8 protein-coding genes are annotated in these 12,333 nt (G+C 74.9%); 3 read left to right on the forward strand and 5 right to left on the reverse strand.

The genetic code is table 11. The annotated features are described in order from the left end of the window. Together IPO09_15405 and IPO09_15410 are read right to left on the reverse strand one after the other, a co-directional pair. The coding region (locus IPO09_15405; GenBank protein ID MBK9518701.1) for a PhoD-like phosphatase N-terminal domain-containing protein at nt 1–357 on the reverse strand (357 nt) is incomplete at its 3' end. 194 nt (nt 358–551) lie between these two features. Then, entirely contained in the window at nt 552–4,265 is a 3,714-nt protein-coding gene (locus tag IPO09_15410) for a carboxypeptidase regulatory-like domain-containing protein (GenBank protein ID MBK9518702.1), read from the reverse strand. Between the two features lie 539 nt (nt 4,266–4,804). Here IPO09_15410 and IPO09_15415 point away from each other — a divergent pair. Both IPO09_15415 and IPO09_15420 read left to right on the forward strand, forming a co-directional pair. After that, nucleotides 4,805–6,661, forward strand: coding sequence for a Crp/Fnr family transcriptional regulator (locus IPO09_15415; GenBank protein ID MBK9518703.1), 1,857 nt, complete (start codon nt 4,805–4,807; stop codon nt 6,659–6,661). Continuing rightward, the gene (locus IPO09_15420) at nt 6,658–7,146 is read left to right on the forward strand and encodes a hypothetical protein (protein ID MBK9518704.1); all 489 of its coding nucleotides are present in this window, start codon (nt 6,658–6,660) and stop codon (nt 7,144–7,146) included. The genes IPO09_15415 and IPO09_15420 overlap by 4 nt, the downstream gene beginning before the upstream one ends. 165 nt (nt 7,147–7,311) lie before the next feature. On the opposite strand, the gene IPO09_15425 is transcribed toward IPO09_15420, so the two are convergent. From IPO09_15425 to IPO09_15435, 3 genes are all read right to left on the reverse strand, one after another. After that, nucleotides 7,312–8,541, reverse strand: coding sequence for an MFS transporter (locus IPO09_15425; protein ID MBK9518705.1), 1,230 nt, complete (start codon nt 8,539–8,541; stop codon nt 7,312–7,314). Then, entirely contained in the window at nt 8,538–8,978 is a 441-nt protein-coding gene (locus IPO09_15430) for a winged helix-turn-helix transcriptional regulator (GenBank protein ID MBK9518706.1), read from the reverse strand. The genes IPO09_15425 and IPO09_15430 overlap by 4 nt, the downstream gene beginning before the upstream one ends. 64 nt (nt 8,979–9,042) lie before the next feature. After that, nucleotides 9,043–10,827 carry a PAS domain-containing protein gene (locus IPO09_15435; GenBank protein MBK9518707.1) on the reverse strand — a complete coding sequence of 595 codons (1,785 nt, stop codon included), beginning with the start codon at nt 10,825–10,827 and terminating at the stop codon, nt 9,043–9,045. Between IPO09_15435 and IPO09_15440 the strand changes: the two genes are divergently transcribed. Continuing rightward, complete coding sequence (locus tag IPO09_15440) at nt 10,826–12,226, forward strand: hypothetical protein (protein ID MBK9518708.1); 1,401 nt, start codon at nt 10,826–10,828, stop codon at nt 12,224–12,226. The two genes, IPO09_15435 and IPO09_15440, sit on opposite strands and share 2 nt — an antisense overlap. The last annotated feature ends 107 nt before the right edge of the window (nt 12,227–12,333 follow it).

Consider the following 12,333-nt stretch of genomic DNA (forward strand, 5'->3'; position numbering starts at 1 on the left):
CGGGGAGACCTGGTCGCCGTGGCGGAAGCGGTACCAGTAGGTGGTGCCGGCGGCCAGGCCGGTGACGTCCACCTTCGCGGTGTAGTCGGCGGCGGCGGAGGTGGTGGCGGCGCCGGAGGCGGCCAGGGTGGTGAAGGCGGCGCTGGTGGCCACCTGCCACTCGAGGGTCACCGGCTCCTGGCGCGACGGGGCGACGTGCGTCCAGAGGATGACCCGGTCGGCCAGCGGATCCCCGCTGGCCACCCCGTGGCCGAAGGTGACCGTGGTGGGCGGCGGGTCGTCCTTGGAGCAGGCGGCCAGGGCCGTGGTGAGCAGGAGGGCGGCGAGGGCGAGGCGTGGGCCTGGGGAGCGGCTCATGGTGAACCTCCACGGGTGGGCGGTGCGCGCGGAGACCGATACCCCAGGCGGCCGGCGCGCGTGACGGTGCTGGGTGCTTGAGGTGCCGAGTTGGCGGCGCCGTGACACGGCCCTGGCGGGTGGTCCCGTGCGGTTGGTGCGCCGGCGCGGGTGACGCGGGCCGGCATGGGGCGCCGATCCCGGGCGCCGGCCGTTCAGGGGAGCGCGACCAGGTAGGTTCCGTTCTGGAACCGATAGGGCGGGAGGGCGCCGGCGCGGATCATCATGAAGCGGCGGGCGTCGAACCAGATGGTGTCGACGGTGCCGTCGCCCCGAACGCTCGGCGTGACCGCGCCGCCCTCAGTCGGCACCGCATGGAGGACGCCTCCGCAGCTGAAGACCAACCGGTCGTCGTGGACCTGCGGGAACCCCTCGTCCACACCACTCGGGCAGGTCGCCAGCGGGAGCACGTCGGCGTCGACGATCCGAACGGCGGCGATCGCTCCGGACTGGTGACGCACCGCGACCCGCCCCGAGGTCGGGAGCTCTCCAATCTCGGAGTTTCCGGGGCCAAGCGGGCGGAGCGGGCCCACCTCGGGACCGACCCACCACTCGTCGTCCGCGGTGCGCGCCCGGAGGCCGCCCAGCAGGTGGTCGAACCACCGTACGCCCACCGCCGCCTCCACGGGATCACCGCCAGGCAGCGACGCGCTCTTCAACACCCCCTCTGGCGACAGCCACGAGATGGCGCCACCCCCGGGGGCCAGGCCATCCAGGGGCTGCGGCCACCCGTATGGCGCCTTGTCGCCCACGTAGAGCGGCGCTCCCCCGGCCGCAGGGACGAGGTAGGTCCCCAGGCCGGACCAGAAGGCCACCATGTCGTTCGACTCCAGGACCCGGAGGCCGCGGCTCGGCAACTCGGGCGGGTTGACGGCAACCGCTGGGCCACCCGACGCCGGCGCCACGTGGACCCGCTCGTCCCTGGTCGCGTACGTCACCCAGCGACGGTCCGCCGAGAGGGCCGCGCCGAAGTTGCCGGGGGCAGGCAGGCTGGCGCTGGACCCGGAGGGGACGTCGAGCCGGTGGAGGCCGAGGTCGTCCCGGGCCCAGAGCCCGGCGCCGTCCGGCGTGAATCCCAGCAACTCGCTGCCGGCCCCGGTCGCCATGCTCGCCGCCACGGCCCAGGTGTGGGTATCGAGGACGACCAGCGCCCCGGTCGCCCGGCAAGCTGCCAGCCGGCCATCGTCCGAGAAGAGCTCGGGGCGGCAGGGGAGCTCAGGCGCCGTGCCGCCGTCCACCTGGACGACCGTGGCGCCGGCGCCGCGGTACACGAAGATCCGGGAGTCGGGCGACCAGTGGCCGAGGGCCGAGCCGGGCTCCAGCGTGGCGATGCGGTGGCCATCGATGGTGGAGGCGACCACGACCCAGCGCCCGTAGATGTACTGGCGCATGAGCTCCAGCGCGACGGAGCGGCCGTCCGGCGAGATGGTCCAGTTGGTGACCCAGACCCCCTCGGACGACTCCACGATGGCCTCGAGCGGGCCGCTGGCAGGCCCGATGAGGGCGGCGTCGGGGTACGGGCTTCCCAGGGGCCGCTGGAGGGCGACGAGGCGGGCGCCGCCGTCCAGCAGGACCCGGTCCGACCTGGCACCCATCAGCCTGGCTGCCCGACCATCGGCCCAGGCCAGGGAGCCGTACGCGTCGCCGCTGGAATCGATGAAGGCGACGTGGTCCGGGCCGAGCGCCTCCGCGAGGTCGCCCGCGACGACGGGGCGCGCCTCGCCGAGCTCGAGGTCGGCGTACCAGATCATGCCGTCCGCACCGCGCGCGGCATACCTGCGCCCATCGGGGCTGAAGCGTCCGGGCATGGCGGACGGCCCGATCGTGAGCGATGGTCCCCCGGAGCACGGGACTGCCTTCAGCCCGCCGTCGAGGGAGGCGTAGATGACGTGGCAGGCCGCGCCCCCTGGCGCCGGGGGGCTAACCTCCAGGAGGTGCTGGAGGTCCTCGGCCAGGACGATGGCGGGCCCGCCGTCCAGCGGGACCGCCAGAAGGCGCGTGCCGCCGGCGATGACCAGCCCCTTGCCGTCCGCCGTGCCGCCCGAGCGAACCGGCCAGCAGTCCGCGCAGATCCTCCGCCCGCCCTGGAGCTCGATGTCGCCGATCGGGTAGAGCCGCTCGTCGAGCAGGTAGCCCTCCGAGCCAGGAGTGGACACCGCGGCGGGCACCTGCTCGGAGCGGTCGCCAAGCGACAGGGAGAGCGACCAGAGGCCGACCGGGACCCCATCGATCCTCCAGGATCCGTCGGGTCCCGAGACGGCCGAGCGGCCCAGCCCGTCCACGGAGACCAGCACCCCCACTTGCCGTCCGAGGCCCGCGACGCTGACGGTGCCGGCCAGGCTGCCCACCGAGGGTTGGCCGGGAACATCGGCGGCCAGCGCGATGGCAGGGGCGAGTGCCTCCTCGTTCCAGGGCACCACCTGGCCTTCGATCGAGCCTTGCCGGTGGCCCCCCAGCACGGCATGGACGCGGTAGGTCCCGGCCGGCACCCGCGAGAAGCGGTAGACGCCGTCCGCGTCGCTGCGGACCGCATCGCCCGTCGCCTCCAGCCAGACGAGCGCACCGGCGGCAGGGGCGCCTCCCGCTCGCGTGACCAGGCCTGCGAGGCCGCCCTCGGGCGTGAAGTGCAGCGCCGGCACCACCGTCTCCAGCCGCTCGACCGCCACGGCGACCTCCACCACCTCCTCTCGGGTCGATGGGATGGACACCGAGAGCGTGTAGGCGCCGACGGTGATGGACTGCTGGCTCGCGGAGTCGGGGAACCGGAAGGCCCCGTCCTGGCCGGTCGTGGCGGCCTGGAACTCCCTGCCGCCCCAGCGCAGGCTGCAGCGGGTGCCTGCGGGCGGCGGCCCCGAGCCCAGGTGGACCACCCCGATCACCACGGCGCGTGGCGTGAAGTGGAAGAGGACCTCCCCTCCGGTGACGGCCTCGACGGAGACGATGCTGGTCTGCTGCTGTTCGAGGGTGTGCGGAACGTGTGCCGACACGGCGTAGGTCCCGGGGGTGACTCCCTCGAAGGCGAAGGTGGCATCCGGCCTCGTGAAGGTCTCGAGGAGGGCGCCACCGTCGAGCTGGGCCGTGACCCGGAAGCCGGACTCCTTCATGAAGTCCTGCAGGACGACGCCACCGACGATCGAGACGAGCCGGATGAAGCGGAGCGGCGAGGCCAGCGCCGGCCCCCTGCCCACCTGGACGACCTGGTTGATCGTGCCCGCAGCGGCGACGGTGCCCGAGAGCAGGTAGCTCCCAGGCTGGAGGCCGGGCAGCGGAGGTGTGCCTTCCCCAGGGAAGCTGCAGCGCCCGGTGGCGTCGGTCTGCCGTGCGAGGTCCTGGCCTTGCCCGACCAGGCGGCAGGGGACGCCGGCCGGGGCAGGCGCGCCGTCGACGAGGACGGCGACCTCGACCGTGCCGAACGGCACCAGCACCAGGGCCGCAGTGGCCGTGGCGCCGGCAGGAACCTCCACGGTGGTCGCCCCAGCCACCGCCTCGGTGAAGTCGACCGAGGCCGACAGGTCGTAGCTGCCCGGAGGGAGCCCGGTGAACGAGAAGGCGCCATCGGCGTCCGTGCGGGTGGAGAGGAGGGGGCCGCCTGCGGCGCGTGCGTTCACCTCGAGTCCGGCCTCGGGAGGGAGCCCCGTGAGGATGAGCCTGCCCTCGATGGAGCCCAGGCGGGTGAAGGCGAACGGCGGGTGGGCCAGCTCACCGTGGCCCACGATCACGTCCGCCTCGACCGTGCCCTCCACGGTCTCCGGCAGGGAGACCGACAACCGGTAGGGCCCCGGCGCGAGCCCGCCGGCCGGCAGGGTGGCGGGCTCGGGGAAGCGGAAGACGCCGTCGGGGCCGGCCAGGGCGGCCTGGTCCAGGCCCATTCCGACGAGGCGGCAGCGCGCGCCGGGAGGCGCGCTGCCAACGATCGTGCCGTATGGCGTGAAGGTGAGTGAGACCGAGGCCTGGCCGCCGGTCGGGACCACCGCGGTGGCCGACCTGGTCCCTTCCCTGGTGGAGCCCACCGAGGCCACCACCGAGTAGGTGCCGGGGGCGAGGTCGACGAAGCGGAAGTCCCCAGCGACGTCCGAGGTGGTGGACAGGGGTCCGCTGGGTCCGGTGAGGTCCACCTGGAGGCCGGCGCGAGGCGGCTGGCCGGTCAACTCCACTCGCCCGGAAACGCTGCCCCCCGGTACCGGCGCGGGCGAGTGCCCCGGCGTACAGGCGGCCAGCGCCAGGGCCACGACGGCCGCCCCCATGAGGGGACGAGCCACCTGGCTCCAGGGAGGACCCTCGGTACGATTCATACGGTGAGTCTAGCACCTCGCGGGGCGAGTCCCACCGGGGTGGTCCTGGGCGGAAGAGGCGCGTGAAGCAGCCGCGGCGATACCCGCCGCGGCCCGGATCGGGTAGACGAGTGGCCATGGCGACCAGCGCGGAGCTGCTGAAGCGGGCGGAGAAGGCCGGGGCGGAGGGCCAGTGGATCGACGCGGCCACCCTCTTCGAGCGCGGCGGCGACCTGGAGCGGGCCATCGCCGCCTACACCAAGGGCGGCGGGGTGGACCGGGCCGCCTGGCTGCTGGAGCAGACCGGGCGGGGACCGCAGGCGGCGGCGCTCCTCTCCTCCTGCGGCCAGCACCTCAAGGCGGCCGCCCTCCACGAGAAGGCCAAGGACTACCGTCGCGCCGCCGCCGCCCTCATGCGGGCCAACGAGCGCGAGCGGGCCGCCGCCGTCTACGAGCGGGGCGAGGCCTGGGAGGACGCCGCCAAGATCTACGCCTCCTTGGGCAACCACGGCCGCGCCATCCAGCTGTACGAGCTGGCCGGGCTGGCCGACAAGGTGGTGGAGCTGCGCGCCGCCCACGCCGGGGCCGAGGCGGCCGCGGCCGAGGAGGTGCTGGAGCTGGATCCCTCCATGGAGATCGCGGCCGACCAGTACCTCGACTCCGGCACCCTGACCGACTCGATGGTGGCGCTGCTCAGGCGCGGCCGGGTGGACGACGCGGCGCGGCTCTACGGCAACTGCCAGGAGGACCTGGGCTACGGGGTGCTGGCGGCGGTGGCGGGCGACCGCGAGGTGGAGCTCAAGGCCGCCGAGATGTTCGTGGCGGCCAAGGACTACGCCAAGGCCGGCCAGGTCTTCGAGAACCTGGAGCGCTGGGCCGACGCCGGCGCCATGTTCGAGCGGGCCGACGACGCCTACATGGCGGCCGAGATGTACGTGCGGGCCGGCGACCGGCTCAAGGCCGCCGAGATGTTCGAGAAGAACTCCAGCTGGCAGCAGGCGGCCGAGCTCTACCTGGCGGCGGAGGCCTGGGACAAGGCGGCCGTCAACTTCGAGCGGTCGGTCAACCACTTCGTGGCCGGCAAGCTCTACTTCCGCATGAAGCGGATGGACAAGTCGCTGCAGCTCCTCCAGAAGGTGCAGAAGTCGGAGCAGCAGTACTTCGAGGCCTGCCGGCTCATCGGCGAGATCCTGGCCACCCACGGCCACCTCGACCTGGCCATCCGCAAGTACCTGGAGGTCTGCCAGGCGGCCGAGCTGGGGAAGGAGACGGCCGCGGTCTTCTACAACCTGGGCCGGGCGCTGGAGCAGCGCGGCAACGTCCAGCAGGCTGCCCAGATCTACAGGCGGCTGCTCACCTTCGACTTCTCCTTCCTGGACGTTGGCGCCCGCCTCAAGGCGCTGCAGGCGGCGCCCCCGCCGGCCGCGGCCCCGCCGCTGCCCACCACCCCGCCGCCCGGCGCCTCCCCGGCCGCCCCCAGCCTGGCCGCCGGCGCGGGCCAGCCGGGGGCGCCGGCGCGGGCCCCGGGCCGGGCCACCCAGCTGGTCATGATGATGGACGGGTTCGACTTCCTGAAGGGCACGCCGCTCTTCAAGGAGCTGGCCCTCGACGAGATGAAGGCCGTCTACCAGGCCTGCGAGATCCGGCGGTTCAAGGCCGGCGAGGTGCTCATCGAGCAGGACCAGCCGGGCGCGGCGCTCTTCGTCCTGCGCAAGGGCACGGCCCGCGTGCTGCGCCGCAGCGCCCGGGAGGAGGCCATGGCGCGCATGGGCCCGGGCTCGCCGGCCGGCGAGATGGCGCTGGTGGACGACGCCCCCACCAGCGCCCGGGTGGTGGCCGAGGTGGACGTGGAGGCGTTCTGCATCACCCGCGAGCGCTTCCAGAAGCTCCTGGCGCTGAACGACCGCATGGCGGTGAAGCTGCACCGCTTCTTCGTGGCGACCCTGGCCAGGCGGCTGCGCTCCACCAGCGAGCGGCTGGCGGGCAAGGCGTGACGCCCCTGGACGGCCCCACCGAGCTGCGCGTCGGCGCCGACACGGCCAACCACGTCTGCCTGCGGCCGCTGCGCCGCTCCTACCCGGCCACCCAGGAGTTCTGGGACGGCAACTGGCTGAAGGTGGACCTGGAGGTGCGCGCCGGCGCCTTCCGCGGCCGCTTCGAGGCCGACCTGCGCTGCGAGGAGTTCGAGCGCTTCGCCGAGCAGCTGGCGGCGCTGCAGGCCTCCGGCCGGGGCGAGGCCCTGCTGGAGACCATGGAGGGCTGGGTCTCGCTCCGGCTGGTGGCGGACCAGCGCGGCCACCTCGAGGGGACCTGCGAGGTGCGGGACGACCCCGCGCTGGGGAGCTGCCTGCGCTTCGGGCTCACCTCCGACCTGGCCCACCTCCCGCCCATGCTGGCGGCGCTGGGGCTGATCCTGGTGGCCTTCCCGGTGGTGGGGCAGCCGGACGAGGCGGACGGGGCCGGCTTCGAGGAGCCGTGACCGGGGCGCCGCGCCCGGCCAGCGACAGCGCCGCCGCCCCTCAGTTGCAGCGCAGCAGCGCCTCGGCCAGCTCGCCGGTGAAGCCCGGCTGCAGGTAGGAGACGAAGGCCCAGAGCGCCACCAGCGCCAGGAGCACCAGCAGGACGGCCCGGAGCACGGTGCGGCTCACGTGGCGCGCGCCGGGGCGGCGCCGAGGCGCGCCACCGGGACCTCGCGGACGGGCAGGTTGAGGAGCGCGGCCAGCAGCGCCAGCCCCACCGAGAGCCACCAGACCACGTCGTAGCTGCCGGTCAGCACGTAGAGCCGCCCGCCCAGCCAGCCGCCCAGGAAGGCGCCCACCTGGTGGAACAGGAAGACGATGCCGCCCAGCAGGGCGAAGTCGTCGGGGCCGAAGACGGTGGCCACCGTGCCGTTGGTGAGCGGCACCGTGGAGAGCCAGAGCAGCCCCATGGCGGCGCCGAAGGCCCAGGCCGTCACCTCGGTGACCGGCAGGAGGATGAAGGCCGCCAGCACCACCGCCCGCGCCGCGTAGAGCCCCACCAGCAGGCCGGGCTTGCTCAGGCGGCCGCCCAGGAGCCCGGCCAGGTAGGAGCCGGCGATGTTGAAGAGCCCCACCAGCGCCAGCACCACCGCGCCGGTCCGGGGCGGCAGGCCGCGGTCGGTGAGGAAGGCCGGCAGGTGCGTGGCGATGAAGACCACGTGGAAGCCGCACACGAAGAAGCCCATCGAGAGCAGCCAGAAGCCGCGGTGGGCCAGCGCCTCGGCCAGCACGGCCCGCAGCGGCCGGATGGCCCGGCGCGTCGCCCCGGCGGCGGGGCGCTCGCCGAGCGCGGCCGCCAGCGGCGCCATGAGCACGCCCAGCGCCGCCAGCCCGAGGAGCGTGGCGCCCCAGCCGAAGGCCTCGATGGCCGAGAGGGCGCCCGGCAGCATGGCGAACTGGCCGAGCGAGCCCACCGACATGGCCACCCCCATGGCCAGGCTGCGCCGCTCGGGCGGCGTGGAGCGGACGATGGCCCCAAAGACCACCGGCATGGTGGTGCCGGAGAGCCCGAGCCCGATCACCAGCCCGGCCGAGGCGGCCAGCATGGTCCCGGTGTGGGCCCCGGCCATCAGCACCAGGCCGGCCACGTAGAGCGCGCTGCCCACCAGGATCACCCGGGCGGCGCCGAGCCGGTCGGCCAGCCGGCCGGCGACGGGCTGGGCCAGCCCCCACACCAGGTTCTGCAGGGCGATGGCGAAGGCGAAGACCTCGCGGGTCCAGCCGTGGTCGCGCGACATGGGCGCCAGGAAGAGCCCGAAGGCGTGCCGGATGCCGAGCGAGATGGCCAGGAGCAGCGCGCCCGCGCCCAGGATCACCGCCGGGCTCCGCCAGCCGCGGGAGGCGGGGCCGGTCACGGCGCCTCCACCTGCGCCGGGCCGGGCCGCACCAACTCAACCACCCGCCTGGCCACCTCGGTGAACCGCCCGGCGTCCTCGCCGAGCGCGGCCCCCAGGGAGCCCTGCAGCGCCCGCCAGGCCTCACCGGCCTGCCGGAGCCGCTCGCGTCCTGCCTCGGTGAGCGCCACCACCCGGTCGCGCAGGTCGTCGCCGGGCGAGAGCGCCACCAGCCCCAGCCCCTCCAGCCCGCGCAGGTTGCGGCCGAGCGTGCTGCGATCGAGCCCGGTGGCCTCGGCCAGCCGCGTCAGGTTGGGCGCCCCGTGCCGCTTGACCGCGTGCAGCAGCGAGAACTGGGTGACCTTGAGGCCGTGCGGGGCCAGCGCCGCGTCGTAGCGCGCCGTCAGCACCAGGGCGGCGCGGCGGGCGTTGGTGCAGAGGCAGGAGACCGGATCCATTGTGGGCATCTACCCGCATCGGCGAGGGGGCGCAACGCCTGGCCCATCCGGGACTGACGGGCGCTCACCCGGAGGCGTCGAGCACCGCGCGCACCCGCGCCAGCAGGGCGCCGGAGGTGAAGGGCTTGGCCAGCAGCTCCACCCCGGGATCGAGCACCCCGTGGTGGCTGATGACGTCCTGGGAGTAGCCGGAGACGAAGAGGACCCGCAGTCCCTGGCGCCGGCGCCGCAGCTCGTCGGCCAGCGCCAGCCCGTCCATGCCGGGCATCACCACGTCGGTGACCAGCAGCTGCAGCGGCCCCTGGTGCCGCGACGCCACCTCCAGCGCCTCGACCCCGCCGGCGGCCACCAGCACCTGGTAGCCGCCGCTCCGCAGCGCCCGCGCCGTGATCTCCCGCACCAGCGGGTCGTCCTCGACCGCCAGCACCGTCTCGGTCCCTCCGGCCACCCGCTCCGGGACCACCGGCCGCGGCGTCACGGCCGCCGCCAGCCGGCGGGGCAGGTTGACCTCGAAGCTGGCGCCCTGGCCCGGCCTGCTCCGGGCCCACACGAAGCCGCCGGCCTGGGTGACGATGCCGTACACCGTGGCCAGCCCGAGCCCGGTGCCGCTCCCCTTCGGCTTGGTGGTGAAGAAGGGCTCGAAGAGGTGGGCCAGCGCCTCCGGCGAGAGGCCGGTGCCGGAGTCCTCCACCGTGAGGCGGACCCACTCGCCGGCCCGGGCCTTCACGTCGCGGGCGGCCTCGGCCTCGTCCACCACGTGGTTGCGGGTGCGCAGGGCCAGCCGGCCGCCGCGGGGCATGGCGTCGCGGGCGTTGACCACCAGGTTGAGGATGACCTGCTCCAGCTGTCCGGGGTCGCAGACCACCGTCCAGGGCCGGGGCTCCAGGTCGACCGAGAGCGCCACGTCCTCGCCCAGCACCCGGCGCAGCAGCCGCTCGCTGGAACGCACCACCTCGTTGAGGTCGAGCGGCACCGGCGCCGTCACCTGCCGGCGGGCGAAGGCCAGCAGCTGGCCGGTCAGCTCGCGGGCCCGGCCGCCGGCGGCGGCGATCTGCGACACGTCCTCCAGCGAGGCGGGCCGGCCCGCCTCCAGGTCCTCCTGCAGCACGCTGCTGGCGCCCAGGATCACCGTGAGCAGGTTGTTGAAGTCGTGCGCCACCCCGCCCGCCAGCCGCCCCACGCTCTCCAGCTTCTGGGCCTGCTGGACGCGCTCCTCTGCGGCCAGCAGGTCCCGCTCGGCGCGCTTGCGGTCGGTGATGTCGCGGGCGTTGCCGATGAGCCCCACCACCCGGCCCTCGGCGTCGCGGTAGGGCGCCTTGGAGGAGAGGAAGGTCCGGTAGCCCTGGGGCCCGAGGATGCGCTCCTCCAGCACCTCCGCCACGCCGGACGCCATGATCCGCTGGTCGGTCTCCATCAGGGTCGCGGCGACCGCCTGGTCGCCGTAGATCTCGAGGTCGGTCCTGCCGAGCACCTGGCCCGGCGCCTTGCCCATGACCTGCAGCGTGGCCGGGTTGGCGAAGAGCCACCGGCCGTCGCGACCCTTCAGGAACACCGGGTCGGGGATGGCGTCGGTGATGGCGTGCAGCAGCGCCTCGCTCTCGCGCAGGTGGCGGGCGCCGGCCAGGTCGCGGCGCCGGGTCAGGCGCAGCCCGGCGAAGAGCAGCGCGGCGGTGACGGCCACGAAGCCGAGCCCCTTGTAGACCGAGAGGAGACGCTGCTGCTCGATGGAGCCGGCCACGGCCGCCACCAGGGTGTCGGACCCGTAGATCCAGACCCCGGAGAGGGCCGCGTAGACCGCCGGGATCCACCACTCCGGGTGCCAGTCGCGCCCGCGGCCTCGTCGAGCCATGCAGCCTCCACCCTCGCGCCCGGCGTCGGCTGCGCCAGCCCCGCTGTGCTCGCGCCCACGATACCCCGGCGCGCTGGCCCGCCCTACCCGCCGCCTCGTCGCGGCTGGCTGGGAGGTGCTGGGAGCCTGGACCGCCGCCCTGGAGGAGCGCAGGCGCTGCGGCGTCTCGCCGCACGCCGGCGCATCCCACCACGACGGGGCCTTCGCGGCGGCGCCGGTGTGGCAGCATGTCCAGTCGATGCGACGCCGTGCCACCTCCCTCGCCGTCGCGCTCTCCGCTCGGCTCACCTGCCGCGACCGCGGCGGCCCCGCTGGTCCTCGACGAGCGCCCAGGTCGGGAGCTCGGGCGCACCTCGACTACCTGGTCGAGGAGGGCACCCCGCTCGACGCGCCGGCGGCGCTGGCGGCCGCTCGCGCCGGCCGCTTCCGCCCGGTGGGCGAGCCGGCCCGCGGGCTCGGCGTCGGCGCCCGCGTGGTGTGGCTCCACGCCGCGCTGCAGGGCGGCTCGCCGGGCTCCTGGCAGGTCACCTGGGACCAGCCGCTGGTGGATCGGCTCGACGCCTGGGTGGTGGGTGGTGGTGCGCCCGTCCACCTCCGGGGGAGCAGGCCAGTCGTGGTGGAGGCGCACCTCTGGAGCGCCTCCCGGGGCTGGAGGTTGTTGCACGCCCTGGGGCTGGGGCTCCCTGGCCGGCCTGGAGACGGGCGCGCTCCTGCTGGTCGTCATCCTCAGCCTGATCATGGGGCTGGTGCCGCACCGCTGGAGCGCTCGCCTGGCGGCGGTGCTGGACGCCTACCTGGCCTACGAGCTGGCCATCACCCGGCCTGGGGGCCCGCTGGCTCTGGCCGGGCTCGCCCCAGTGGGCGGTGGCCGCGCCCCGTTCTTCGCGGCGGCGACCGCGCTGCTGACCGCCGCCTACGCGCGGGCCTACTCCGGACGCCCAGGTGCACCACCCCGCGCCTCGACCGGGCGGCCCGCCTCGTGACCTGGGACCGGCGTGGGTTGGCCGCGGCGCCCCTGCTGCCCCCGCCGGCCCCGGGCGCCTGGCGCTCTACTGCGGCGTGGCGCCGGCGGTGGCTACCTTCGAATGATGGTGGCGCTGGGCGTGGCCGACCACCCGGCGCGGCGCCGCCACCGCCCGCTGGTTCCTGGCGTCCTGCCTGGTGGTGGCGGCCTTCGGCCTGGTGCGCATCGCCTCCATCACCAGCCGCTCATCGGGGTTCGCCTCGCTCAGCGGCCTCGGCCCGGCGCTGCTCACGGCCAGCCTGCTGCTCTTCGTGGGCGTCATCGTGCGCGTCGAGGCGGAGCCGGCGAGGAGAGCCACCGCCGGCCTGTCGCAGGCGGTGCTGGACCAGACCGCCAGCCTGCGCCAGACGGTGGCCCGGCTGCAGCTGGAGGTGACGGGCCGGGAGCGGGCCGAGCAGCAGCTGCGCGGGCCGACGAGCGCTTCCGCATAACCTTCGAGACCAGCCCGGACGCCGTCAACCTGAACCGGCTCTCGGACGGGG

It is taken from the genome of Anaeromyxobacter sp., assembly GCA_016718565.1.
GTDB lineage: Bacteria > Myxococcota > Myxococcia > Myxococcales > Anaeromyxobacteraceae > JADKCZ01.

Coding starts and splice junctions, on each gene's coding strand:
- IPO09_15430 (MBK9518706.1), bottom strand. CDS start 8,978: ATGGATCCGGTCTCCTGCCTCTGCACCAACGCCCGCCGCGCCGCCCTG.
- IPO09_15415 (MBK9518703.1), top strand. CDS start 4,805: ATGGCGACCAGCGCGGAGCTGCTGAAGCGGGCGGAGAAGGCCGGGGCG.
- IPO09_15435 (MBK9518707.1), bottom strand. CDS start 10,827: ATGGCTCGACGAGGCCGCGGGCGCGACTGGCACCCGGAGTGGTGGATC.
- IPO09_15410 (MBK9518702.1), bottom strand. CDS start 4,265: ATGGGCCTGGACCAGGCCGCCCTGGCCGGCCCCGACGGCGTCTTCCGC.
- IPO09_15440 (MBK9518708.1), top strand. CDS start 10,826: ATGCAGCCTCCACCCTCGCGCCCGGCGTCGGCTGCGCCAGCCCCGCTG.